This window comes from Oricola sp. (genome assembly GCF_022763245.1).
In the GTDB taxonomy this organism is placed as follows: domain Bacteria; phylum Pseudomonadota; class Alphaproteobacteria; order Rhizobiales; family Rhizobiaceae; genus Oricola.
In genome coordinates, this window is record NZ_JALEGV010000040.1 from 40,542 (window position 1) to 66,226 (window position 25,685).

17 protein-coding genes are annotated in these 25,685 nt (G+C 61.5%); 10 read left to right on the forward strand and 7 right to left on the reverse strand.

Features of this window, described 5'->3' with window-relative positions:
- Positions 1-378: 378 nt before the first annotated feature.
- Genes MRY80_RS17760 through MRY80_RS17775 form a run of 4 tightly spaced genes read right to left on the reverse strand, consistent with a single transcriptional unit; the run spans position 379 to position 5,235 of the window.
- On the reverse strand, positions 379-912 hold the full coding sequence (locus tag MRY80_RS17760) for a hypothetical protein (protein WP_293292400.1): 534 nt from the start codon (positions 910-912) through the stop codon (positions 379-381).
- A complete protein-coding gene (locus MRY80_RS17765; protein ID WP_293292401.1) occupies positions 905-3,709 on the reverse strand; it encodes a 2Fe-2S iron-sulfur cluster-binding protein in 2,805 nt (934 codons plus the stop codon). Before MRY80_RS17765 ends, MRY80_RS17760 begins: the two co-directional genes overlap by 8 nt.
- On the reverse strand, positions 3,706-3,972 hold the full coding sequence (locus tag MRY80_RS17770; RefSeq protein WP_293292402.1) for a sarcosine oxidase subunit delta: 267 nt from the start codon (positions 3,970-3,972) through the stop codon (positions 3,706-3,708). The genes MRY80_RS17765 and MRY80_RS17770 overlap by 4 nt, the downstream gene beginning before the upstream one ends.
- A gap of 9 nt (positions 3,973-3,981) precedes the next feature.
- Entirely contained in the window at positions 3,982-5,235 is a 1,254-nt protein-coding gene (locus MRY80_RS17775) for a sarcosine oxidase subunit beta family protein (RefSeq protein WP_293292403.1), read from the reverse strand.
- Positions 5,236-5,331: 96 nt separating this feature from the next.
- On the opposite strand from MRY80_RS17775, the gene MRY80_RS17780 reads away from it, so the two are divergent.
- Both MRY80_RS17780 and MRY80_RS17785 read left to right on the forward strand, forming a co-directional pair.
- Entirely contained in the window at positions 5,332-5,982 is a 651-nt protein-coding gene (locus MRY80_RS17780) for a TetR/AcrR family transcriptional regulator (protein ID WP_293292404.1), read from the forward strand.
- 379 nt (positions 5,983-6,361) lie between these two features.
- Positions 6,362-8,764, forward strand: coding sequence for an FAD-dependent oxidoreductase (locus MRY80_RS17785; protein ID WP_293292405.1), 2,403 nt, complete (start codon positions 6,362-6,364; stop codon positions 8,762-8,764).
- A gap of 1,136 nt (positions 8,765-9,900) precedes the next feature.
- On the opposite strand, the gene MRY80_RS17790 is transcribed toward MRY80_RS17785, so the two are convergent.
- Positions 9,901-10,737, reverse strand: coding sequence for a LysR family transcriptional regulator (locus MRY80_RS17790; protein ID WP_293292406.1), 837 nt, complete (start codon positions 10,735-10,737; stop codon positions 9,901-9,903).
- 106 nt (positions 10,738-10,843) lie between these two features.
- Here MRY80_RS17790 and MRY80_RS17795 point away from each other — a divergent pair, with 106 nt between their 5' ends.
- The 7 genes from MRY80_RS17795 to MRY80_RS17825 all read left to right on the forward strand — a co-directional run bounded on the left by MRY80_RS17795 (position 10,844) and on the right by MRY80_RS17825 (position 21,312).
- On the forward strand, positions 10,844-11,560 hold the full coding sequence (locus tag MRY80_RS17795; RefSeq protein ID WP_293292407.1) for a class II aldolase and adducin N-terminal domain-containing protein: 717 nt from the start codon (positions 10,844-10,846) through the stop codon (positions 11,558-11,560).
- Complete coding sequence (locus tag MRY80_RS17800; protein ID WP_293292408.1) at positions 11,560-13,023, forward strand: sulfatase-like hydrolase/transferase; 1,464 nt, start codon at positions 11,560-11,562, stop codon at positions 13,021-13,023. The genes MRY80_RS17795 and MRY80_RS17800 overlap by 1 nt, the downstream gene beginning before the upstream one ends.
- A gap of 19 nt (positions 13,024-13,042) precedes the next feature.
- Positions 13,043-14,575, forward strand: coding sequence for an ABC transporter substrate-binding protein (locus MRY80_RS17805; protein ID WP_293292409.1), 1,533 nt, complete (start codon positions 13,043-13,045; stop codon positions 14,573-14,575).
- Between the two features lie 84 nt (positions 14,576-14,659).
- Positions 14,660-15,619, forward strand: coding sequence for an ABC transporter permease (locus MRY80_RS17810; protein ID WP_293292410.1), 960 nt, complete (start codon positions 14,660-14,662; stop codon positions 15,617-15,619).
- On the forward strand, positions 15,619-16,443 hold the full coding sequence (locus tag MRY80_RS17815) for an ABC transporter permease (RefSeq protein WP_293292411.1): 825 nt from the start codon (positions 15,619-15,621) through the stop codon (positions 16,441-16,443). The genes MRY80_RS17810 and MRY80_RS17815 overlap by 1 nt, the downstream gene beginning before the upstream one ends.
- Positions 16,440-18,128 carry an ABC transporter ATP-binding protein gene (locus MRY80_RS17820; protein WP_293292412.1) on the forward strand — a complete coding sequence of 563 codons (1,689 nt, stop codon included), beginning with the start codon at positions 16,440-16,442 and terminating at the stop codon, positions 18,126-18,128. The genes MRY80_RS17815 and MRY80_RS17820 overlap by 4 nt, the downstream gene beginning before the upstream one ends.
- 97 nt (positions 18,129-18,225) lie before the next feature.
- The gene (locus tag MRY80_RS17825) at positions 18,226-21,312 is read left to right on the forward strand and encodes an autotransporter domain-containing protein (RefSeq protein ID WP_293292413.1); all 3,087 of its coding nucleotides are present in this window, start codon (positions 18,226-18,228) and stop codon (positions 21,310-21,312) included.
- Positions 21,313-21,564: 252 nt separating this feature from the next.
- On the opposite strand, the gene MRY80_RS17830 is transcribed toward MRY80_RS17825, so the two are convergent.
- Both MRY80_RS17830 and MRY80_RS17835 read right to left on the reverse strand, forming a co-directional pair.
- Entirely contained in the window at positions 21,565-23,475 is a 1,911-nt protein-coding gene (locus MRY80_RS17830; protein ID WP_293292414.1) for a histidine kinase, read from the reverse strand.
- Positions 23,472-24,140, reverse strand: coding sequence for a response regulator transcription factor (locus MRY80_RS17835; protein ID WP_293292415.1), 669 nt, complete (start codon positions 24,138-24,140; stop codon positions 23,472-23,474). The genes MRY80_RS17830 and MRY80_RS17835 overlap by 4 nt, the downstream gene beginning before the upstream one ends.
- Before the next feature lie 247 nt (positions 24,141-24,387).
- On the opposite strand from MRY80_RS17835, the gene MRY80_RS17840 reads away from it, so the two are divergent.
- Positions 24,388-25,578 (forward strand): hypothetical protein, encoded by a 1,191-nt coding sequence (locus MRY80_RS17840; RefSeq protein WP_293292416.1) that lies wholly within the window; start codon positions 24,388-24,390, stop codon positions 25,576-25,578.
- Positions 25,579-25,685: the final 107 nt, after the last annotated feature.

A 25,685-nucleotide genomic window follows, 5' to 3' on the forward strand; every position in this document is an offset into this window, starting at 1 on the left:
GACATTGGACCTCCACCTGTCTTCGGTAATCGATTCAGATCATTGCCCACCTGACCACGACCGGCTTCGGCAGGAAGGCGAACAACAGGCTCTCGCCAACAGGACCGAAGTCCGCCTCTTATTAATGTTCACTTCTGTACGTATTCTGCTGATTGAAATCCGTCTTTGTCAACACACTCATTGGCGCAATACCGACTATTTTGGCGCCTTCAGACACTATTCGCGCGGGCAATCGGAGCACAGTGCACCGAACGGAAAATCCATGTTCATGATTGTCCGTGGCGCTTCAATATCTGAACCGGCTCTGAGAACCGAATGAGTGCTCTCGACAAACCGAGCCGAATGAATGCCGATCAAGGGCCCGAGATCTCCTGATCGTCAGGTCGTGACATGCTCGTCAGCCGCGTTGGCCAAATTTCGGGCGAGCATCCAGAATGCATCCTGCATCGGACTGGCGACATGCACGCGAAAGTGGTTTTGGTCATTCCAACTGTAGATCATCGCAGCAAGCCCATGGAACAGACGGTTGACGGAAGCCGATGACGTGCGAAGACTGATACCGGCTCCGCGACGCAGAAACGCCATCGCGTCGGCACCCTTGATTTCGAATACCGCGTATCCGCACGTCATGTCGGAAATGGCTAGACCGAGCTCCGCATTCCAGCCGTCGGCCAGATCGGGCCCATTGACCATAAGTACGCGGTCGCGACGCAAGCGCAGCAGATAAGGCTCTCCATCGGGAGCCTCTGGCCAACCGATTGCGCGGTCAATCCCCGTCGATTTCCGGATCGAGGCAAAGGGCCCGCTGATGACCGTCATCCGCTTCGGCCTGATTTGCCGAATTGTCAGGCCGGAAAGTTCAAGAAACTTGCGTTCGATCGGTACGTCCCAGCTAAGATTGTCGTTACGCATTCAAACGCTCCCCGGCAGGGTCAAGAAAACACGGGCTTGCAACCTGCGCCACTCGGGTTTCGCCAAGATGCAGGATTTTCACATATTCACCCACGCGCGCTTGCCCGCGCTCAATCAAAGCAAGCGCGATCGGTTCGCCGAGGCAGGCGCTGTCGTAACTCGAAGTCACGATACCAATGGAGACGGTGCGGCCCTCTCGGATGTCGACCACATGCGCCCCGACAGGCAGAGGCCCGGACGGCTTGGTTACTGCGAGCCCCACGAATTGCCGCCGCGTCTCGAGTTTTGCGACCTCGCCATGAAGGCTGCGATCGCCCACAAATTCGGTCTGTTTTTTCAGGCGAGGGATACCGAAGCCCAGATCATGGGGCATGGTCTCTCCGTCGGTGTCTTTGCCGACGATCAGGTAGCCCTTTTCGGCACGGAGCACCGAAAGTGCTTCAAGCCCGATGGGCCCCGCCCCCCGTTTCCCGCCCGCGGCGATCAGTGTTTCCCACAGCGTCTCGGCCTTTGCGGCGGGAACGGCAACCTCGTAGCTAGCATCGCCGGTGAAACTCACTCTCGCAATCCGTGCCGGAGCGCCCTGAAAAGCGGCTTCCCGGAAGGTCATATGCGGGAAACTTTCGGGCGAAAAATCCAGCCCCGTACCCAATTCGCCGACCATTTCGCGAGCCTTGGGCCCTGAAACGGTGATGGTAGCCCAATTGGCGGTGGTGTCATGAACGAACAGCCGATCGGGATCGTTTCCGTCCTGCCGCCAGGCCTCCAATAGGGCGTTCACGCCGTCCACATGGCTTGATGAACACGATATGACGAACCGGTCCGGACCCAAACGAGACACCACGCCGTCGTCATAGACGATGCCTCGCTCGGTTAGCATGAAGCCATAGCGGATCGACCCGGGCTTCAGCGTCTTGATCGTGTTGTAATAGATGAAATTGACGAAGGCCTCCGCGTCCGGACCCATCACTTCGATCTTGCCGAGCGGTGAGCTGTCGAAGATGCCCGCGGCGTCGCGCGCCATCTTGCTCTCGGCGCGAATTGCCTCTTCCTCGGATTTGTCGCCATACCAGCCCGGACGTAGCCATCCCCCGTATTCCCCCATGGCGGCCCCGGCGGCACGATGCACGGCCTCAAGCGGCAATCGTTTGAGAGGGTTTCGCATCTGGCCGCGATTATGCCCGCGGTACAACTCCAGGGGCACCGGTACGAAGGGCGGGCGGAAGGTGGTCGTTCCAGTTTCAGGGATGGATTTTCCCTGTATCGCGGCCATCGCCGCCAGTCCGGCCATGTTCGATGTCTTGCCTTGGTCGGAGGCCATGCCGAGCGTGGTGTAGCGTTTCAAATGCTCGACCGAGACGAAGTTCTCACGCGCCGCCTGTTCTATGTCTTTCAGCGTCACGTCGTGCTGGAAGTCGATCCATTGCCTTCCTTTGCTCCCGGGCTTCGGCCAGAGAGGCGTTATCCGATAATTTCCTCTTCGTTCCGATACGCTACCGCTTCGCGCCGAATTCCTGGCCTCCGCCAAGGCGTCTTCAAGGTCGAAGGAACCGTTGGCGGCGCCGATGGCGATCATGCTCTTCCCCGGATTTCCCGGGACGAAGGCGGCCAGGTCGTCACGCCAATCCAGTTTTCCGCCGGCATGCCGCCAAAGATGGACGACCGGGGTCAGCCCACCCGACGCGAGAATCGTGTCACATGCATATCGTTGGCCGCCAATTTCCACACAGCTCGGGCGTTTGCCGCCCAAGGCACGAATTGGGCCCCGGGTCGCATCACACTCGGTTACTTCCGCTCCCGCTGCACGAAGCCGTTCCGCAGCCGGCTTGGAGAAGCTGTTGTTGGAGACGAGCGCGATATTGCGCCCGACAAGCACGCCATATCGACCGAGATACTCGGTGGCGGCTTCTACGGACATGATGCCCGGGCGGTCGTTGTTGGCAAAGGTAATCGGGCGATCCAGCGCGCCCGTCGCCATCACGATCCGACCTGCCCGCATCCGATGCAGCCGAGGCGCGCTTGAAAAACCGCGGTGCTCGGCCAGTCCAACTAGGTTGTGATCGAAAACGCCGAAGCCGGTCGTGGACGTCAATACGCGTCCACCGGCCTGGCGAATGGCCTTTTGCTGGGACGCGACCCACTCCTCCGGGGCTTCGCCTTCAATCGCCAGTCCCCGACGATAGAGCCCGCCGCCAAGTTCCGGGTGATCGTCGATAAGCACCACCTCTTGACCGGCTTCCGCACAGGCGCGCGCGGCTGTAAGCCCGGCCGCGCCTCCGCCTATTACGAGGACATCGCAGGTATCGTGCAACTGGTCGGACACGTAGCCCGCAACCGTGTTGCGATCCAGGTGGCCAAGGCCTGCCATGCGCCGGATGGCCGGCTCAAACAGACGCCAGTCCGGCCACATGAATGTCTTGTAGTAGAAGCCTGCACCCAACCAGCGGTGGAAATAGTCGAGTCCGCCCTTCAGATCGGCCCTGGCTGTGGGCCAGGCATTGACTGCGCGGGCCTTCATGCCGTCGACAAGGTGTGTCGTCGTTGCCTGACAATTGGGGAACTCATCGCCGGCGAGACGAATGTTGAAGATCGCGTTCGGATCGTCGAACCACGCCCCCCACACGCCGCGCGGGCGGTGATATTTGAAACTGCGTCCCATGACACGGACGCCGTTCGCCAACAAAGCTGAAGCCAATGTGTCGCCGGAAAACCCTGAATAGGCGCCGCCATCGAAGCAAAAGCTGAGCGGCTTCGTGCGATCGATCAGTCCGCCCGAGCCAACACGAGAACCGGTCATGAAGGGTCCTTTCGCAGCGCAATGGCCCCGAATACATCCATGGAAACCGTGTCGCGCTCCATCACGAAGTATTCCTGGCACGGCAGGTGGCACCAGATTTCCCGGGCCGCGCCTTTCTCGTTGCGCTGGGTGTTTAAGTATGTGTCCCAGTCGGCATCGCTAACCGGCTCCGAGGTATTTGGGCGCGTCTTGCCGACCTCTCCGGCGAACTGAAATTCGCGTTCATCGCGCAAACCGCAGAATGGGCAGGGAAAAAGCTGCACGATGCCCTCCTAGTGCGCGATGCCGGAAGCGGCACCCTCGTCGATCAGCCGCCCTGTGCGGAAACGATCAAGATCGAATGGGCGGCTGACTTCGTGATGGGAACCAGTGGCAAGCAGATGCGCAAAAAGCGTTCCACCTGCCGGAATCGCCTTGAAACCGCCTGTGCCCCAGCCGCAGTTGAGGTAGAGCCCGTCGACACCTGACGGCCCGATGATTGGAGAGCTGTCCGGGGTCACGTCCACGATCCCCGCCCAGTGACGGAGCAATTTGACCTTGGCCAACACCGGAGCCATTTCCGCCAGTCCGGACACGACCAATTCCTGAACAGGCATGTTGCCCCGTTGTCCGTAGGATGGCACCCGATCAAGGGCCCCGCCGAACACCAGACCGCCCTTGTCGGACTGACTGAAATAGGTTCCATACGCCGGAGAAAATGCGACAGTGTCCATGACCGGTTTCAGCGGCTCGGAGACGAACGCCTGCAACGCGTAAGAGTGAATCGGCAGGTCAAATCCGGCGATTCCCGCCAAGACGGAAGAATGGCCTGCAACCGTAGCGCCGATCCGATCCGCGCGAACCTCTCCCAGGTTCGTATTCACACCGACGGCGCGTCCTCCCTCCCTGATCACGTCCGTCACTTCGCAGTTCTGTATGATGTCCACACCCAGCGCGTCCGCTGCGCGGGCGTATCCCCAAGCCACCGCATCGTGCCGGCCGGTTCCGGCGCGCCCTTGCCAGATCGCTCCGTGTATCGGAAATCGAGCATCCCTATCGAAATTCAGAATTGGGGCGCGCTTGCGCACATCTTCGGCGCCAAACAACTCTGCATCAGTTCCGTTGATCTGCATCGCGTTGACGGTGCGCGCCGCGATTTCCATCTCCGCCTCGGAGTGCGCAAGCACCATCATCCCTCGAGGCGAGAACATGACGTTGTAGTTCAACTCTCGAGACAAGCCCTCGTAGAGTCGCAGTGACATGTCATAAAGCGCGGCGCTTTCCGGATAGTAATAATTCGACCGTATCGCCGTTGTATTGCGCCCCGTGTTGCCGCCACCCAACCACCCCTTCTCAAGGATGGCGACGCGACTGATGCAGTGGTTGCGCGCAAGGTAGTAGGCCGTCGCCAAGCCGTGACCGCCGCCGCCGATAATGATGACGTCGTATGTCGATTTGAGCGCTGGGGAGCGCCAAGCCTTGCCCCAGCCTGAGTGGCCGCGCAATCCTTCGCGAAAATGTCGGAGTGCAGAATATCTCTTGTTCAACAGCGCGCGTCTCGTCAAAGATGGAAAAATCGCAGTGGGCTTAAAATGAACACTAGTGTACTTATTTGCGCAGATCAATGCGAAAACGAGGAGCTTATGACTGAAGAATCCGGAACGGACAATAAACCTCGCGGGCGAGGCCCCGGGCGCACAACGCGTGAGGATTGGATACAAATTGCTCTCGACACGCTGATTTCCGACGGCGTTGAGAGCGTAAAAGTACTCGCACTTTCGCAGAAGCTCGACTGTGCAAGATCAAGCTTTTACTGGTACTTCAAGAGCCGGACACACCTTCTTGACAGCTTATTGGATGTTTGGCAGCAGACGAATACGAGAGCTCTTGTCGAAAGCGCCCGCCTGCCTGCCAATAGCATCAACAGCGCCTTGACCAATGTTTTTGGCTGCTGGGTCAGTGGCGGCGAATTCGATACGCGACTTGATTTTGCGGTTCGTGACTGGGCCAGGCGCTCGGGCACCGTTCGACGCGCTGTTGATATCTCCGATTCGATGCGGATCGAAGCATTGGTAGGAATGTTCCTGCGATTTGGCTACGAGCTCTCCGAAGCGGAGATTCGGGCGCGGATCATCTATTTCACCCAGATAGGGTATGATGCGGTTGACCAACGTGAAAGTGCAAGCACCCGCCGAAGTCGAGCGCGAGATTGGCTTTTCTGCCTAACCGGCAAGAAGCCTAGCGAAGAAGAGGTTGCCGCCCTTAGCTCTGCACCTCTCGGCAGCATCAAATGAATCAACTTTAAGTCTTTCACGACTTCAGAGCATCCCTACTCTACTGCCGCCTCCGCCACACATGCTTGTATTGGCTCCTAGGGATTCTGCCCATGCTAGATAGGCGACACGGCGCGGGATGAACCCCGCTTCCGGTCGCGCCATTCGTCGCCACCGCATCCCGCTAGCGGCGGCTGTCATGTCTTACCGCATCTGGACCGGCAATTGGCGCCAGGCTTGAAAGACTGTTCAGATTCCGCGGGGGAGTTCCGCCCGCGGTCCGGCAAGGATTCGTCATCGCTAACCGCCACTGAGCCGACATCGCTAGCTCGCTGTAACTTTTTTATGGACATTAGTGTACCTTTTATCCATCTTGCAAAAAAGTCACACGGGATCGGTCATGAAAGCATCGTATAGAGCTGTTGTAATTGGTGGTGGCATCGTCGGTGCATCAGTCCTTTATCACCTGACGAAGTTGGGCTGGACAGACGTAGCTCTTGTTGAACGCGCCGAGCTAACGTCTGGATCGACCTGGCACGCTGCCGCCGGTTTTCACGTGCTGAATGGCGACCCCAACATTGCATCCCTGCAGTCCTACACGATTGATCTTTACCGCAAGATTGAATTGGAAAGCGACCACAGCTGCGGAATCCACATGACCGGCGGCGTCAACTTCGCCACTGATCCGGATCGTTGGGAGCAGCTTCAGGCAAGCTGGGCGACTCTGCAGGCGATCGGCATCGAAACGGCCAGGTTGATGACACGCGAAGAGATTGCGGAGATATCAGGCGGCGTCATTCGAACGGACGATATTCTTGGCGGGCTCTATGACAGCAATGAAGGTTATGTGGACCCCAATGGAACCACTCACGCCTTCGCGAGCGCCGCCAAGAAGCGCGGCGCCGATGTCATCCTGCGCAACCGTGTGCTGAAACTGGACCAGCGCCCAGACGGCTCTTGGGATGTAGTCACCGAGAAGGGTACGATTCATACCGAGCATGTGGTCAACGCGGGAGGGCTTTGGGCCAAGCAATTGGGTTTGATGGCAGGTGTAGACTTGCCGGTGACTCCGATGGAGCATCACTACCTCATCACCGAAGACCTCGAGAGCCTCAAGGCAATGGACGGCGAATTGCCAGTGTTGGTGGATCTCGACAACTTCTCGTACACGCGACAGGAACGTAACGGATTGCTGATGGGCGTTTATGAGCGCAATCCGAAACACTGGTGCATGGACGGCGCACCGTGGGATTACGGCATGGACCTGATCCCCGAAGATATCGACCGGATCGAGTATGAACTTGCCAAGGGTTTCGAACGGTTTCCGGAACTTGCCGAAGCAGGCATCCGCCGCTGGGTAAACGGCGCCTTCACCTTCGCACCCGACGGCAATCCGCTGGTTGGTCCTGTGGGCCCGCGCGGATACTGGGTCGCGTGCGGCGTAATGGCAGGCTTCAGCCAGGGCGGCGGGGTCGGCAAAGCGTTGTCGGAGTGGATGGTGCACGGGGAACCGGAACAAGACGTATTCGGCATGGATGTCGCCCGTTTCGGTCTGCACCAGTCGAACAAGGAATACATTCGCCAGACGACCGCGCAATTCTATTCCAACAGATTTGTCATCACATATCCGAACGAACAATGGCCCGCCGGCCGTCGGCTGCGAACCGCCGGAGCCTACGCCGATATGGATGCGGCCGGCGCTCGCTGGGGACAAAGCTGGGGGTTGGAAACGCCCCTCTACTTCGCCCCGACGCCCGAGTTTGAAGAGCCCGGCTCGATGCGACGCCCGGCTTCGTTTCCGATTGTGGCGGATGAGTGCTTCGCCACAAGGGATGGCGTCGGGTTGCTCGATATCAGCGGGTTTTCGCGCTATCGGATAACGGGCAAGGGCGCCGAGGCGTTTCTCGACAAGCTCCTGGCCAGCCGCCTGCCGGAACCGGGCAAGATAAGACTGGCGCCGATGTTGGGCCACGATGGCCGTCTCAAGGGAGACCTGACCTGCTTCAACTGGGGCGGCGGCGAATACTGGCTAATGGGCTCATATTACCTCCGCGCCTTCCATATGCGCTGGTTCAACGACCACGCGGAAGAAGGCGTGCAAATCGAAGATATTTCCGATGTCTGGGGCGGTTTCGCGATCGCCGGCCCGAATGCGCGGGCCGTTCTTGAACAGGTGAGCGATAGCGATCTTTCCGGCTTGGGAATGATGACCTGTCAGACGGTCGACATCGGCCTTCATCGGGTGCGAATTGGCCGTCTCTCGCTGTCTGGAGAGCTGACCTACGAGATCAATTGCGCAGCAAACGAGCATGCTCAATTGCGACGATTGCTATTGAAGGTGGGTGACAAACTCTCAATTCGCGAGGTCGGCTTCGCATCGCTATTGAGCATGCGTCTAGAGAAAGGGATAGGCATCTGGAACGCGGAGTTCACGCAAGCCTATACTCCAGCGATGACTGGTCTCGATCGCTGGATTGCGTGGGACAAAGGTGATTTTGTCGGCAAAGAAGCCGCTCAACGTTCAAACGCGCCCGACAGAGTGCTGACCATGCTGGAAATAGACGCCACAGACGCAGATGCCGCAGGCTTCGAACCCGTTTGGCAAGAGAATCGGTTGGTTGGCATGACAACTTCGGGCGGTTACGGTCATCGGATTGGAAAGAGTCTCGCACTCGCCTTAGTTGACACCGATTTAGCTGAACCAGGCAATCAACTTTCCGTGCATGTCGTAGGTGAAAAGCGGAAAGCGAAAACAATCGAGATGTCACCCTATGATCCTACAGGCCGTCGAATGAGGGTCTAGTCGTTTCAGGGCAATCCGAAGTCAAAAGTAAGGATTGAGGTTGAGCCGGGAGGCCTTCCGGAGCCTCTGCCGCAAATTGGACGACCGCAGCACAACATCGAATCTTGTGAGTGAATAGAATGGTCGCTTTCAAAATTTTTTATCCCGTGAGCGTACCGTCCATTTTCGCCTCCTTTCAGAGGTGTATCTCATCTACTGCGCAAAGCATGGCCTAGCTCAAACGCTTCCCAATTGATTACCTCAAGATTGACGGTCAGTTCGCGCAAGGCCTGATCGGCGATGAACTGAATGAAGCAGCGATCTGCTGTTTAGTAGATGTCGCCAAAGTTCTCGGCGTGAAACCGTGGCCGAATTCGTCGCCAATGAGGAGGTAGCTTCCAGACTTCGAACGTTGGGACACAAGCACGTGACGCTCATCGTCCAATTGGGAAAGCTCATATTACGGTGAGAGGATGAATTGTTATTGTCCTGCAGAAAAACAGCCAAGCCACCGACCCTGGCTTTCAAACTCATGCCGGATTGGTAACCGGAGACAAGCTTGTTGCCTGCCTACAACATCAATAGAAAATACGCTTCACACTTTGCCCCGATTTCCTGCATTGGTGGACATCATTTCGGACACAAAATTGGACACATATGGATTCTAGATCGATTTAAATGATATATTACAACATCTTAGGTCTTGGCTACGTAAACTTTTAATCAGTAGGTCCAGGGTTCGAACCCCTGCGCGCTCACCAACAAAATCAAAGACTTAGATATTCGCGACACCTTAAGATCGTGCAATATTGGCAGCACACTCTCCACACGCAGTTTTGGAGGGTGCGATGGCCTCGCACTTGTGCTCGGCGAGAAGGTGCGAATCCACAAGCGGGAGCGCAGCTCCACCTGGCAGGCGGCGACCTATTTCAAAGCAAGGAATGGCGCGTCAGCACAAAAACCGACGGCCTGTCTTAGATCACGGCCATTGCCCTGACCAAAGACATGCATGAATACCGTCAGAGTGACGTCATCGCCGGTCAGCAGGTGCGAGGAGCATCTTGGATTGCGCCAGCTCCTGTTCAGGCGACGGTGAGTAGCTCATGTGCCGACCATGGACCTGAATGTGCGCGCGCACCTGCGTGCAAGCTGAACGTTCACGACACCCAATCCGCCGCAGTCGCTGTGATCCAGTTCTTGAAGTTTCGGGCATTCTTCGAGTGCGGGTTGTCAATGCGCGCCCAGTAACTCGTGGGTGGATGGAAATCGCACGGACCCAGATCATGCAGGGCCCCTTCTCGAATTGGGCCTGCCGCCAGCAGTCGCGGGGCAAATGTGCGTCCCATGCCGGCTTGCGCCAGCAATAGCGCAGCCTGGAAGCTGTCGCATTCGACGACGCGCAACCGCTTGCGCACCTTCTCGCGCCTGGACTTTCGAAACGCTTCAAACGCAGCCTCGAACCCCGTCACATGGATCAGCCTGTCTTCCTCGACATCGCCTGTGCCGCAGACCGTTACAAGATCGCCCCCCGGGATGGGCGCCGCCCCCGCCTGTTTCAAGGGCCCGAGAAACAGGGAGATATCGGCTTTGACCCCGATTGCATCGGTCTGCCAGAGCGCGGTGCTGATGCGCAGATCGATTCCAGGATATTCGGCAAGGAAGTGGTGGAGCCTCTGCGTCAGCCAATTCGACGCCATGCTCGAATTGCTCAATACGTGCAGCCGATCGTCCTTGCTCACCCTCCCGAAGCGCCCCAACGCAGCCTCGATACGGCCGATTCCCTCTGCGACCGACGTGTAGAGTTCCGAGCCTGCGCCGGTCAGGGCGACGCCGCGCGCGCGCCGCTCGAAGAGCTGCACGCCAAGACGCTCTTCCAGCGCTTTGACGTGCTGGCTGATCGCGGCCTGCGTCAGACCGAGCTCCTGAGCCGCACGCGTTAAATTGCCATGTCGTGCAGTCGCCTCGAAACTGCGCACCCATTGGAGCGGCTGCATCTCAAACCCTTCGTTTTCCTTATGGCTACAGGTAGAAATTATTAATTTCACGGTTTGGCGTCAACGCGGCACTGTATGCACGTAGTAGTTGCCGGGAAGACCTGAAATGGACACCACTGAAGCCCGTCGCGACCTTGCGGCTGCCTTGCGTTTCACAGCCAGGCTCGGGATGCACGAAAGCATCGCCAACCATTTCAGCCTCGCCGTGTCCGACGACGGCCAGCGCTTCCTGATGAATCCCTATGGCAGGCACTGGTCGAAGATGCGCGCCTCCGATCTGCTGGAGCTCGACGCCCGCGACAATGTCGAGACCGGCTCGAATGTCGACCCCACCGCCTTCGCCATTCACGGCGCGCTTCACCGCAACGTCCCGCACGCGCATTGCGTGATGCATCTGCATTCCAAATACGCCACGGCGCTCGCATGCCTCGAGGATCCGACGATGGCGCCCATCGACCAGAACACGATGCGCTTCTACAATCGCGTCGCGATCGACGACGGTTTCGACGGCATGGGCCTCGGCGACGAGGCGGAACGCATCGGACGCGCGCTCGGCAATCACTCCGTCATGATCATGGGGCAACACGGCGTGCTGGTCGTGGGGCCGAGCGTCGCCCAATGCTTCGACGACATCTACTATTTCGAACGCGCGGCAGAAACATACATCACCGCGCTTTCGACCGGCCGTCCACTCAGGGTCGCGACGCCCGAGATCGCCGAGAAGACCGCACGGCAATGGGCCGACTATCCGGGCTTCGCCGAGAAGCACTTCGCCGCTGTCCGCGACATCCTAGACGAGGACGAGCCGGAGTACCGCGACTGATGGCGCCGCGGAGCGAAAACCTTCTGATCCTCGTTTCGGACGAGCATCGCCGCGACGCGATGGGCTGCATGGGCCACCCGGTGGTTCGCACGCCGAATCTCGACGCCTTGGCGGCGCGCGGAGCGGTCTTCGAGAACGCCTATGCGCCTTCCCCGATCTGCGTGCCGACCCGCGCCGCGCTGGCCACCGGCCAATATGTTCATCGCACCGGCCACTGGGACAGCGCAGCGCCCTATCGCGGCCAGCCGAAGAGCTGGATGCATGCGCTGCGCGAGCGTGGCCTCACCGTCATGTCGTTCGGCAAGCTTCATTTTCGCTCCAGCGCCGACGACAACGGCTTCTCGCGTGAAGTGCTGCCCATGCACGTGATCCACGGCACAGGCTGGACCGAGGGGCTGCTTCGCGAAGAGGAGCCGGTCTATGCCGGCGCGCGCGAACTGGCGGCCGATGTCGGCAGAGGCCCGTCCGAATACACGGCGTATGACGAGGCCGTCTGCGCGGCGGCGGAGGACTGGATCGCCGGGTCCGCCGGGAGCGCCCCGTGGGCCGCCTTCGTCTCGTTCGTGTCTCCGCATTATCCCCTGCGCGCGCCGGACGAGTTCCTGAAGCTCTACGACGACATCCGCATCCCGGCGCCGGCCGGACGCGGCACCAACGGCGGCGCTCGGCACCCCGAGATCGACCACCTCGCGCGCTTCTTCAACTATGACAAGCACTTCACACCGGAACGCATCATCGAGGCGCGCGCGGCGTATTTCGGGCTGGTCAGTTTCATGGATCATTGTGTCGGCAGGGTCCTTGCCGCGCTGGAGGCGTCGGGGCAAACGGAGAATACCCGCATTCTCTACATATCCGATCACGGCGAGATGCTGGGCGACCACGGCTTCTGGACGAAATCCGTCATGTACGAGGCGTCGGTCGGCGTTCCGATGATCGCTGCCGGTCCGTGGATCGAACCCGGACGGCGCGTCCGAACGCCGGTCTCGCTCGTCGATGTCGCGGCGACCGCCGCCGACCAGTTCGGCGCCGAGGATTTTCGCAGCACCCTGCCCGGGCGGTCGCTCTGGTCGATCGCCAACGAGCGCGACGATTGCGGACGGACCGTGTTCAGCGAATACCACGACGGAGGATCGTCGACCGCGAGCTTTCTCGTCCGCTGGGACGACTGGAAATACATCCATTATCCCGGCCTGCCGCCGCAGCTCTTCAATCTGGCCGACGATCCCGACGAATGCATCGATCTGGGACGATCGGAGGTTGCACGGGACGTGGCTGCACGCGCAGAAGGCTCACGCAGACTCCACGACATCTGCGACCCGGATCGGGTGAACCAGATCGTTTTCGACGATCAACGCCGCCGCATCGCCGAGTTGGGCGGTCTCGAGGCGTGCCGCGCCATGGCCTTCGGTCACACGCCAGCACCGGCGCCAAGCGCGGTCATCGCCACGGAATACCGAGAATGAAGCAAAGAGGGGAAATGCCATGCCGATGAAACGCCGCAACCTGCTCAAAGGCGCCGCCGCTCTGGGCGTCCTGTCTTCACTGCCCGGCCGCGCTCCGGCCGCTCCAAGATCCGGCGGCCATGTGCGCGTCGCGATGGGGCATGGCGGTAGCTCCGACAGCTACGACCCCGCCACCTACGCCAACAACTACATCCAGGCGCAGACCTACGGGCGCAACAACATGCTGACCGAGATCGCCCCGGACGGAGGGCTACGCGGCGAACTGGCGGAAAGCTTCGAGGCCAGCGCGGACGCGAAGACGTGGCGCTTCAAGCTGCGCAAGGGCGTGACGTTCCACAACGGCAAGACGCTGACTGCCGAGGACATCATCGCGTCGATCAACTACCACCGGGGCGAGAACAGCAAGTCTGCGGTCAAGGCGCTGGTGGAACCGGTCGTCGATCTGCGCCGCGACGGCGACTGGGTCGTTTTCGACCTCGAAGCCGGAAATGCCGATTTTCCCTTCCTCTTCGCGGATTATCATTTCGCGATCTTCCCTTCCGCCGACGGCGAGATCGATTTCTCGCAAGGGGTCGGCACCGGCGGCTACATGATCAAGTCGTTCGAGCCCGGCATCCGCACCGAGCTGGTGCGCAATCCGGACTACTGGAAGGCCGACGCGGCGTTCTTCGAGGAGATCGAACTGCTCTCGGTGCTGGACGCAACCGCCCGCGTCACCGCGTTGACCACGGGTGAAGTCGACATCGCCGACAAAATCGATCCGAAGACCGGCCCGCTCGTGTCGCGCGCGCCGGGGGTCAACATGATGGAGACGGCCGGCGCCCAGCACTTCACCTTTGCCATGGACACGCGCCAGGGGCCCTTCAACGACGCCAACGTCCGGCTCGCGCTGAAATACGGCGTCGATAGGCAGGAGCTGGTCGAAAAGATACTCGGCGGATACGGTTCGGTCGGTAACGACCATCCGATCCCGCGGTCGAACATCTTCTTCAACGCCGATCTTGAACAGCGCGCATTCGATCCCGACCGGGCGCGGTTTCACCTCAAGCAGGCCGGCCTCGACGAATTGTCGGTGGAATTGCACGCGGCGGATGCGGCTTTCACCGGCGCCGTCGACGCAGCGACGCTCTACCGCGAAAGCGCCGGCGGAAGCGGCATCGATATCCGCGTCGTCCGCGAACCCAACGACGGCTACTGGAAGAATGTCTGGATGCAGAAGCCGTGGACGGCGGTCTACTGGAGCGGCAGGCCGACGGCGGACTGGATGTTCACCACCGCCTATGCCGCCGACGCGAAATTCAACGACACGTTCTGGCACAACGACAGATTCAACGAGCTTATCGTCGCGGCCCGGGCGGAGCTCGACGACGCCAGGAGACGGGAGATGTATCACGAGATGCAAGCCATCGTCCGTGACGATGGCGGCGCGGTGATCCCCATGTTCGCGAGCTATATCGCCGCGACGCGCGACACGGTGGGGCGGCCGGACGTGATCGGCGACAATTTCGACCTGGACGGGCTGCGCTTCGTCGAACGCTGGTGGCTGGTCTGACATGAGCCCGTTTCGGACACAGGGCGCAGGTCGCGGAGAACATACCTCGACCGCGTCTCGCCCGGGTGGCGGAGGGGATTCAGGTTGAATCCGGTTCCGAAGCTGATCGCCAAGCGTCTCGCCCTGGGCTTCTTCAGTCTGTGGTTCGTATCGCTTGGCGTCTTCTTTGCAATCGAGGCTCTGCCCGGCGACGCCGCCGAAGCGATCCTCGGACAATCGGCCATGCCGGAGACGGTCGAGGCCCTGCGCCGCGAGATGGGGCTCGAACGGCCTGCCATCGAGCGCTACGCGGATTGGATGGGCAGTCTGGCGAGGGGCGATCTCGGACGATCCATCGCGACGGGACGCGACGTGTCGGACCTCATCGCATGGCGCCTTTCGAACACCCTGTTTCTGGCCGTGACGGCGGCCCTGATCTCCGTTCCGCTCGCGATCGGACTTGGCCTCGGGACGGCGCTCTGGCGCAATTCCCTGTTCGACAGGGCGAGCAACATCGCGACGCTGACGTCGATATCTTTGCCCGAGTTTTTCGTCGGTTACGTTCTCATCTTCATCTTCTCTGTAAAGCTGGCCCTGCTGCCCTCCCTGTCGAGCATCGCGCCTGATATGGGGTTTGCGGAGCGCCTGTTTCGCACCATCCTGCCGGCCTTCACGCTCGTCCTGGTCGTGGTCGCGCACATGATGCGCATGACCCGCGCCGCGGTCATCAACCTGCTCGCCCAGCCCTATATCGAGATGGCACGCCTGAAGGGGGCCGGCAATGCGCGGGTGATCCTCTGGCATGCGCTGCCGAACGCGATCGCACCGATCGTCACGGTGATCGCCCTCAACCTGGCCTATCTGGTCACCGGCGTCGTGGTCGTGGAGGTCGTGTTCGTCTATCCGGGCCTCGGCCAGTCGCTGGTCGACAGCGTTTCGACCCGGGACCTTCCCGTGGTGCAGGCCGCCTGCCTGATCTTCGCCGCCGCCTATATCCTGCTGAACCTGACGGCCGACCTGGTGGCGATCCTGTCGAACCCGCGCCTGCTGCACCCGAGGTCGTGATGGTCGTGCGCGCTTCTCTCACCTCGATCCCCTCGCCCGCGCGTTTCGGCCTGGCCGTCATCGCGATCTATCTGTTGCTCGCCCTCCTCACGCCGTGGATCGCCCCCTACCTGGAAAGTGAGGTGGTCGGTCACGCCTATATGCCGATCAGCATCGACCATCCGCTCGGCACGGACAGCCTCGGGCGCGACATGCTGACCCGCATCCTCTATGGCGGCCGCAATACGCTTGGCATCGCCCTGTCGGCGACGCTTCTGACGTTCCTGACAGGAATGGTGGCGGGGCTGTTCGCGGCGATCATCGGCGGCTGGCCGGACCAGTTGCTCTCGCGCTTCGTCGATGTGGTGATGTCGGTGCCGCAGCTCATCATGAAGCTGTTTCTGCTGTCGGTGTTCGGGACCTCGGTTCCGTCGCTGATCCTGATCATCGCCGCCGTGGATTCGACGCGCGTCTTCCGACTGGTCCGCGCCACGGCCTCGGATGTCGCCGTCATGGATTTCGTCGAGGCGGCGCGCGTGAGGGGCGAAGGGTTGGGCTGGATCATGACCCGGGAGGTCCTGCCCAACATCACCGCGCCGCTGATCGCCGAATTCGGCCTGCGTTTCTGTTTCGTCTTTCTGGCGATCTCGGCGCTCAGCTTCCTCGGACTGGGCATCCAGCCGCCAATGGCCGATTGGGGACAGATGGTGCGCGAAAACGCCATCCTGATCACCTTCGGCAACGTCACGCCGCTGATACCCGCGACCGCGATCGCCCTGCTGACGATCTCGGTGAACTTCGTGGTCGACTGGATGCTGCAGCGATCAAGCGGGGTGGCCGAATGACCTCGTCTCCGCTTCTCCAGATGCGCGGCCTCAGAATCGAGGCGGGAAATGCGCCCGGTGGGCCGCCGATCGTCCACGGACTGGACCTTCAACTCGCGCCCGGAGAGGTCCTGGGCCTGATCGGCGAGAGCGGCGCCGGCAAATCGACAGTGGGGTTGGCGGCGATGGGGTATAGCCGCGACGGGTGTCGATTTGCCGGCGGGACGGTGATCTTCGACGGACAGGAACTGACCGGCGCGGCAGCGAAGGTACGGCAGGCCCTGCGCTCCTCGCGGATCGCCTATGTCGCGCAAAGCGCAGCGGCCGCCTTCAATCCCGCCTGGCGGATCATCGACCAGCACTGCGAGTTCCCGGTGTTGCGGGGCCGGATGACCCGAAGCCAAGCGGAAGCGGACGCAGTCGATCTGTATCGCCGGATGCGCCTTCCCAATCCCGGCGAGATCGGCTTTCGCTATCCGCACCAGGTCTCCGGCGGTCAGTTGCAGCGCGCCATGACCGCGATGGCGATGGCCTGTAGGCCCGACCTGATCATCTTCGACGAGCCAACCACCGCGCTCGACGTCACCACCCAGATCGAGGTGCTGCACGCCATTCGCGACGCTGTCGACCGTTTCGGCACGGCGGCGATCTACATCACCCACGATCTGGCGGTGGTGGCGCAGATGGCGGACCGGATCATGGTGCTGCGCAACGGCGAACTGGTGGAGGAGGCTGCCACACAGACGATGCTCGCGGCGCCGCGAGAGAGCTACACGCGATCGCTCTGGGCCGTCCGCAAACTTCGGCCTGATCCCCGACCGGCGCACGCGGAAGGCGTTACTCCGCTCGTCAGCGTCACGAATCTCAGCGCCGCGTACCACGACACGAAGGTGCTGGAGGACATCAACCTGGATTTCCATCGCGGCAGGATTGTCGCCGTGGTCGGCGAGAGCGGGTCTGGAAAGTCCACGCTGGCGCGAACCATATCGGGGCTGATGCCCCCCATCGCGGGCGGCGTCTCCTTCGACGGCGAGCCCCTTCCGCCGGATTGCCGTCGGCGAAGCCGCGAGCAATTGCGCCAGACACAGATCATCTTCCAGACCGCGGACACCGCTCTCAACCCGAGGCACACCGTCCGCGAAATCATCGGACGCCCGCTCACATTCTATCTGGGTCTCAGGGGATCCGCGCGCGAACAGCGCATCCGCCAGATCCTGTCCGACATCGAACTCGATCCGGACGAATTCCTGACCCGCCTGCCCGGAGAACTCTCCGGCGGCCAGAAGCAGAGGATCGGCATCGCCCGGGCGCTCGCCGCGGATCCGCGATTCATCATTTGCGACGAGGTCACCTCGGCGCTGGATCAGATCGTGGCGGAGGGAATCCTGCGCCTGCTGCTCCGCCTGCAGCGCGACAAAGGGCTGACCTTGATGTTCATCACGCACGACATCTCGACGGTGCGCGCGATCGCGGACATCGTCGTCGTCATGCAGAACGGGCGCGTGGTGGAACACGGATCGCGCGACGAGGTGCTCGACGCTCCGCGCATGGACTATACGCGGCGGCTTCTCGCATCGGTGCCCGAAATGGATCCGGACTGGCTCGACCGCGTTCTCGCGGCTCGCGAGACGGTCGGGATTGCACGCCCGGCAACGGCCTCGATCCACATTCTCGACACGGCATCAGCAACGAAGAACAGGAGTTGAAACCGCTTCCGAGAATGCAGGCGCACGCTTCTGGTCCCGCGACGCCTGAACCATCGACAACCGAACATGTCCAAGACTATCGATTGGGGGAAATGAAATGAATCGAACAGCTCTATCCGGGTTCAATCTCGGCGTCGGTCTCCTGCTTGCAACCGGCGCGGCACACGCCGATCCGCTCGTCGTCCAGACTCCGGAGCTCGAATACTACACCGTTCCGAGCGACATGACTTATGACTTCGTCTATGTCGCCTACGGCGATAACACGACCGGCTACCTGACGATCGACGACGGCCATGCAGTATCGAGCGACGAACATTTTGTCGTCGGAGGCGGTCCAGGGGCCTACGGCTCCGTAACGGTGACGGGCCCCGGTTCCAGCCTCACCGCCATCCCCGGCGGCTACGATGGATGGAGCTTCGTCGGCTACAACGGCGAAGCGGCCCTCAATGTCCTGGATGGTGGTACGGTCACCCTGAACCGCCTTTGGATGACCATGGAGGAAACCGGCACGTCCTCCGTCGTGGTCGATGGCGAGAACTCGAAACTGACGACGATCGGCGACATGCTGGTCGGCTATCACGGCAACGCCAATGTCGATATCCGAGCCGGGGGTGCGCTGGAAACCCACGGCGTATCAGTCGGTGGGTTCGAGTACATGGACGACAGCGTCGCCTCCGGCACACTGACCGTGACCGGAGAAGGCACGAGTTGGGTGAATACCAGAGGTGTCTTCGTCGGATTGGGCGGTCCCGATTCCAGCGGAAAGCTGGAAATCTCCGGCGGTGCGTCGGCGGAACTGACCGACGTCGGATTGTTCGTCGGAACACAAGGAACAGCGGAGTTCACCGGCGAGAACACGAGGGTCACCATCGGAAACCCCGACGACGACAACACGGTCGACTGGCTGGCCACCAATGCAGCCAGCTTCACCGTATCGGACGGCGCATATCTCTACAGCGACGGCGGCTATATCGGAAACCAGGGCACCGAGCTGGCCGTGATGACGATAACCGGCGAGGAGACGATCTGGGATACATCGGTCCGAATCTTCGTCGGCGGCGGCGGAAACGATCCGACCAATGACGGCAACGGCAAGGTGATCATTTCCGACGGAGCGACGGTGACGACGGCGACCGTCTCGCTGGGCGAGGACGGGAACTCGAAGGGCCTGATGATCCTGACTGGCGAAGGCTCCTCCATCTCCACCAAGGAGAACCTCAATCTCCCGGTTCCCGCGGCCGGCAATTTCTACATCGGCCCTTCGGGAGTAGGCACGCTGATCGTGACCGACGGCGCTTCGGTCCATGCCGACAACGAAATCCGGATCGCGTGGTGGGAAGGAAGCAAGGGGACCATGAACATCGGCGCGGAAGCGGGAGAATCTGCCGCGGCCGCCGGAACGGTCAGCGGCGATGCAGTGCATTTCGGCCAGGGCGACGGCGTCGTTGTCTTCAACCACACCGAGACCGACTACGATTTCGACACCATATTCTCCGGGTATGGCGCGGTTCGCCTGTTGGCGGGCGACACGACCTTCTCTGCGGATTCGACGGACTTCACCGGTACGGTCGATGTCGAAGGCGACACGTTGACGCTGGACGCCGATTTTTCCAATGGCGACTTCACGGTCAAGAACGCGGCGACGCTCGCCGGCGCGGGATCGGTGCACGATCTGACCGTCGAGACCGGGGGCACGATGACGCCCGGTTCCTCGGCCGGGACACTCTATGTGACGGGAGATTTCGTCAGCCAGACCGGTTCGACCTATGTAGCGGAGCTCGAGGACGGCGGCATCAGCGACCTGATCTCGGTGACGGGCACGGCGACGCTTGCCGGCGACCTGGAGGTCACGCTTCCGGCTGTCTACGCCTATGGCGATAGCTGGACCGTGCTGGAGGCCGCCACGATCGACGGCGCGTTCGAGTTCGACGAGCAAACGCTGTCGCTCTTCAAGCAGGTGGCGGTCAACTACAATGATGGCGACACGCTGGACACGGTGACCGTCGATATCGAGAAGGCGATCAGCTTCGCGTCCGTGGCCGAAACGCCGAACCAGCGGGCGACCGCCGAAGCGCTCGACAGCCTTGCCGGCGCCAACGATCTGCTTGTCGCTCTGGCCGATCTCGAAACCGAGGAGGACGCGCGCGCGGCCTACGATCTCGTCTCCGGCGAGTTCAACGCAACCGTCCTCGGCCAGATGTACGAGACCTCCGGGCTCATGCGCGACATTCTGATCGACCGGATCCGCTCGACACTCTCAGTGAGCAGCGGAGCTCCGGCGCTTCCGCTTGCCTATGCGGACGATGTCGCGCCCGCCGACCCGACGGAAGCGCTTGTCGCCAGCCCCCTGCCCTTCGATTCCGGCATCTGGGGTAGCGCTTTCGGCGGCTGGGCGCGCAACGACGCCGACGGCAATGCCGGCGAAACGATCCGGGAACTCGGCGGTTTCGTGGTGGGCTACGATGCGCCGGCGCTGGACGATACCACGTTGCTCGGCTTCGCCCTCGGTTACGGCTACAGTTCGATCGAGACGGATGCACGCTACTCCAGCGCCAGAACGAACGATTTCCACGTCGGCGCCTATGGCGGCCGCAAGCTGGACGGTGTCGCAACACGCTTCGGCGCAACTCTTTCGCTCGGATCGGCCGACATCGAGCGTTCGGTCGCGATCGGCAATTATTCGGAAACGTTGACCGGCAATCAGACACGCCTTGCCGGCCAGGCATTCGGCGAGATCGGTTACGAGGCGAGCCTCGGAGCGTCGACCCTCGAACCGTTCGCGAACGCGGCCTATGTGCATGTCAGAGGCTACGGCTACACCGAGAATGGCGGCGCGGCGGCCCTCGACGTCGAGACCAGCGACAATGGCGTCGGCTTCACGACGCTCGGCCTTCGTGCCTCTCGCGATCTCCCAGCAGCCGAGGCAAGCGTCAGCATTTCGGGAGCGGTCGGCTGGCGGCATGCTTTCGGTGACGTCGCTCCGGACGTCACGCAGTCCTTCTCGGGCGGCGACGCCTTCACCGTCTCCGGCACGCCTATCGCCGACGACGCAGTGGTCGCCGAGTTCGGGCTGAATGTGGGGCTGTCCGCCGGTATGAGCCTCGGCTTCTCCTATGAAGGCCAGTTCGCCGGCGATGTCATCGATCAGGCGGCAAAGGCGCATTTCAGCTGGTCGTTCAACTAGCCGTCTCCGACGCCGTGATCCTGCCGGCGGTCGGCGTCGCATCCTGCTAGCGCCGGTGCACATCGGGGCCGCATCTACAGCGGCCCCGTCTTCCACGGGATGAAGACCGGGGCGCACGTCATTGCCCCGAGCCTGCCGAGCTTGACGTCGCTTCACGTGGTGACCGGCGAGACGTACCAATCTTGAAGCGAGAGTACGGTTGCGCCGGAAGCGTCACGGCTCGGCGCGGCCGTCGAGAATGTCAGCTCAGCGTCAGGCCTGGCACACGGCCGGGTCGGGTTCCCGACGGGTTTGCAAGCCATTATCCGCGATCGTTCGGACGGGGATCGTCAGCGTGAATTCGGCCTGTTCGTCGCGTACCTCGAAGCTGGCGAAGCCGTCGAGGGAATGTGCGCGTTCGCGGGCGTTTCGAAGCCCGAGGCCGCCTGTCGATTCCGTCGGGTCTTGCGACGAGAGGTGGTTGCGGACGACGAAACGGATCGTGTCGGGGGCGATGGCCTCGCCGCGGATGTCCAGCCGGCCCGGTGCACCGTGGCGGACCGCGTTGGTGACGGCCTCCTGGAGGATGCGAATGATGTTGAAGGCCGCCTCCTGGGGGATCGTGCCCAGTTCCGGCAAACGCGTCATCGACCAGGTGACATCGTAGCCGAGCGCCTCCAGCGGCTCGACGCAGCGGCCCCTGAAGACGCCGAGATAGTAGTGCAGATCGGCCTCCTCGACCTCGAGCGTGTCGAGGACGAGCCGCAATTCGCCCAGTGCGGCGCGGGCGCTCGCCTTGATGTTGTCGCGCAGGTCCTTGTCGCTCTCCGAAAGGGCGGTGATCGCGACCAGGTGTCCCGCAACGCCGTCATGCAGGTCGCGTGTCATGCGGGCGCGTTCCTCCTGCAGCAGGCGCGCGGCGTCCTTGCGTTTCTGTTCTTCGTAGAGGTCGGCGAGTTCCCGCTCCTTTTCCGTCAGCCTCGCGCGCAACTCGTCGGCTGCATTGTCCAGCGCGTCGGACATGGAGGTGTAGCGGCGGAAGATCATGGCGGCGAAGCCGACCAGGGTGATGATGCGCGAGACCTGCGCCAGCATCAGCCCGTGCTCGATCCAACCCCGCCAGACGCCGACATCGTGGACCGCGCCGACGAACAGGATGAAGACGCCCGACAGCGTCAGCACGACATCAAGGCTGCGGTTGCGCACGACGCCGCGCGCCAGGATGACGAAGCTCGTGAAGAACAAGGCGATGGTGACCGGCAGGGAGAAGTGGAAGGTCAGATCGACGACCGGCCGGTCGAAGAGCTGGGGCAGCGCCGCCAGGAACACGAACATGCCGGCCAGCAGCCAGAGCGGTATGCGCGTGGCGGAGCCGGTGATCGCACCGGACAGCCCCACCAGCGCGAGGCCCACAACAGGCGACATCAGGAAGGTGTAGACGATGATGAGGCGGTAGTCGGGAAGGATCTGCGCGATCGGGCCGGCGCCATAGGCCAGCGACAGAAACAGCACCATGCCCATCCAACCGAACGCCGTGTCCGACGGCTTGCGCAGGAACAGCACGAGCGCGAAGCAGGCGAGCATGATCTGCGCGCCGAAAAGGATGATCTTCAGGTCGTGATTGAAGAAGCTGCGCCAGTAGTAGATCGGCCGCAACTCGTCGAGCCAGCCGACATAGACATCGGACAGCCCGCCGGCGAAGGGGATGGCGACCGTGCGTGCTTTGGCCTGCAGGTCGATGCGCAGGGTGTTGCGGCCGTCGAGGAGCCGTTCCGCCGGAAGCAGCATCAGGGCGGTCGCGTTCGACAACGGTCCGGGCCAGTCGCTCGACGTGGTCGAATCGAAGATTTTCAGCCCGTTCAGATAGACGTTGGCATAGGGCTCGTAGACGGGAACATGCAGGCTGAGTTCCCGGCCGGCGCGCCGCGAGGCGTCGAAATCGAACTCGAAATCGAAACGATGCAGCCCGGTCTGCCGCTCGAACGGCGTCCAGCGATAGGGAAGCTGCACCGGCGTCCCGGCGGCATCGCCGATGCTCAGTGTCGCCTCCGACAGGCGCAGGGCATTGTCCGCGCTTCTCAAGGCGTCGCGGACTGCAAAGAAGGTGACCGCAACGAGCACGCAGGCCACAAGGACGCCCAGCGCGGTTCCGCCCCTGCGCGTCAACATGGCGGCGCGCGTCACGGGATCCACCCTTCCCGTCTGGCGAGATAGATCGCTTCCGTCTTGTTGCTCACCTGCAGCTTTCGGTAGATGTTGCGCGTGTGGACCGGAACGGTCTGCGGCGACATGCCGAGCATCTCCGCGACCTCGGCATTCGAAAAGCCCCGCGAGATCGTGGTGAGGACGTCACGCTCGCGCTTCGTGAGCGTGAAGGGGAGTTCGGCCGCGCGCCGCCCGATGTCTTCCTGGGGCGGCTCCTCGTGCAGCGATTGCACGATGAGGCGGGCGATCGACGCGGACATCGGCGACTGCTGGGTGACGGCCATCTCCATCGCCTTGATGATGCCGATCGCGCTGTCGTCCTTCTCCAGGTAGCCCGTGGCCCCGGCCCGGATGGCATCGAGCACAGATGCGGAGTCGTTGAGAACGGACATCACGATCGCAACGGCGTCCGGCTGGCGCGACCGCAGCGCGCGTATGGCCTGGGTTCCGAAGCCGTCCGGGAGCTGCAGATCGGCGATGAGGATGTCGACCTCTTGGCGGGCGATGATTTCGAGCGCTTCACCGACGGTATGGCACGGGGGCAGTAGGACGCCGGACGGCCACGTCTGAATGATCCCCCCGAGCCGAAGAGCGACGGACCGCTCGTCCTCGAGCAGCAGGATCTGAAACGTCTTCGAGGTCAAGGTCTGCGCTCGTCCCCAGTTCGGCACAGGTAAAAAGGTCGCGCCCGAACCGCCGCGCAACGGTTTCGCTGCGCCAACGGCGAACATGACCGTGATACGCCCTCCGCTGCCGAAACAGCAACCATCCATTTACGATATCGCCGCTTTGCAGGGTTTCCTACCAAGGCGTTGGTATTCAAAACCCACCGGGAATCCTGTCTGTCCGTGGCATCGGCATATCAAGAAAACACCTTGAGAGGGACGCAAGATGACCGCTGGATTCCAGAACAAGCTCGGGAAATGGGCGCGCTGCTCCGCATCGGCCCTGATCATCGCAAGCATGCTGCCAGGCTCGGCCTTCGCAGCGAGCTGCGAGGCAGACAGCGCAAGTCTCGAAGACCAGATCGCCGCGTTCAAGGAGGCGGTGGAAGACCTCCAGGAGAATGTCGAGAAGGATTTCAAGAGCGCGACGTCGAAGAGCTACACCGAGGATTACTTCGACGATCTCGACAGCAAGAACAAGAAGGCCAAGACATCCACCGACCTCGTCAACGAGACCATGGACTTCAAAGGCTATCTCGAGGGCTGGAGCAGCTATGACAACCAGCAGAAGTCCCTGCCCCCGGTCGTCACCGTGACGATGTCCAACGCGGAAGAAATGGCCCAGGCCGCCATGGACGACGAGAACACGAAGCTCGATCTCGCCGATCTCCGTTGTTCGCAATCGACCGAAGATTCCGCGCTCGAAGCCTATCTCGACCAGGCCGATGACGACCTCGTCGAGGATTTCGACGTCGCCAAGAAGGGAATCTGCACCGTCGTGCACGTTCTCGCGAACCTTCAGGACAAGCGCGAGAAGCTGAACGACATCCGCGAGAACGGCTATCCGATCTTCTTCAAGCACGCGAAGGACAAGAAGACCTTCGGCGGCTACTCCCGGACGATCCAGTTCAAGACCGATCTGCGCATGTATCCGGTCTATCCCGACAAGGAGATGGGCGTGGACGGGGAGGATCAGGAGATCCTGCTCGGCCAGATCGAGGGCATCAACCTGTCCTACAACACCTGGTTCAAGTTCTCCGACGACGACTGGGATCCGTTGAACCTCTACCAGTACCTGATCGACGACACGGAGAAGGACGACTACATCTGCGCCCCGTGGTTCTATATCACCGGCAGCGTGAAGGTCGCCTTCTGCGCGCAGGTGGAATCCCACAGCAGCGACAAGATCACCCTCAAGCTGAAGACGAACTTCCATTACAAGGGCGACACCAAGACCGTCTATATCGGCAGCACGACCATCGATGCGCCCTTCGGACTGCTCGCCGACATCTCTGACATGAAAGAGAAGAAGATGCAGGACCTGCAGTCCAAGATCGTCGATCGCATCAGCGGATTGTTCGGCGTCTTCGACGACGTGAAGAAGAAGGCGGACGACTGGCAGAAGACCTGCAGCTGACGACCGATCGGCAGGTAGCCGAGGGGAGAGCTCCGCGCTTTCCCCTCGCCAACACGACAACCGGCACGATCCGAAGTCGCCACGATCCGGGCACTACCAAGCAATGG

Excerpts from the sequence above, each read along its gene's own strand:
- MRY80_RS17790 (WP_293292406.1), bottom strand. The coding sequence starts at position 10,737 with ATGCAGCCGCTCCAATGGGTGCGCAGTTTCGAGGCGACTGCACGACAT.
- MRY80_RS17815 (WP_293292411.1), top strand. The coding sequence starts at position 15,619 with ATGGTCGTGCGCGCTTCTCTCACCTCGATCCCCTCGCCCGCGCGTTTC.
- MRY80_RS17795 (WP_293292407.1), top strand. The coding sequence starts at position 10,844 with ATGGACACCACTGAAGCCCGTCGCGACCTTGCGGCTGCCTTGCGTTTC.
- MRY80_RS17840 (WP_293292416.1), top strand. The coding sequence starts at position 24,388 with ATGACCGCTGGATTCCAGAACAAGCTCGGGAAATGGGCGCGCTGCTCC.
- MRY80_RS17820 (WP_293292412.1), top strand. The coding sequence starts at position 16,440 with ATGACCTCGTCTCCGCTTCTCCAGATGCGCGGCCTCAGAATCGAGGCG.
- MRY80_RS17760 (WP_293292400.1), bottom strand. The coding sequence starts at position 912 with ATGCGTAACGACAATCTTAGCTGGGACGTACCGATCGAACGCAAGTTT.
- MRY80_RS17800 (WP_293292408.1), top strand. The coding sequence starts at position 11,560 with ATGGCGCCGCGGAGCGAAAACCTTCTGATCCTCGTTTCGGACGAGCAT.
- MRY80_RS17825 (WP_293292413.1), top strand. The coding sequence starts at position 18,226 with ATGAATCGAACAGCTCTATCCGGGTTCAATCTCGGCGTCGGTCTCCTG.
- MRY80_RS17805 (WP_293292409.1), top strand. The coding sequence starts at position 13,043 with ATGCCGATGAAACGCCGCAACCTGCTCAAAGGCGCCGCCGCTCTGGGC.
- MRY80_RS17765 (WP_293292401.1), bottom strand. The coding sequence starts at position 3,709 with ATGACCGGTTCTCGTGTTGGCTCGGGCGGACTGATCGATCGCACGAAG.
- MRY80_RS17785 (WP_293292405.1), top strand. The coding sequence starts at position 6,362 with ATGAAAGCATCGTATAGAGCTGTTGTAATTGGTGGTGGCATCGTCGGT.
- MRY80_RS17780 (WP_293292404.1), top strand. The coding sequence starts at position 5,332 with ATGACTGAAGAATCCGGAACGGACAATAAACCTCGCGGGCGAGGCCCC.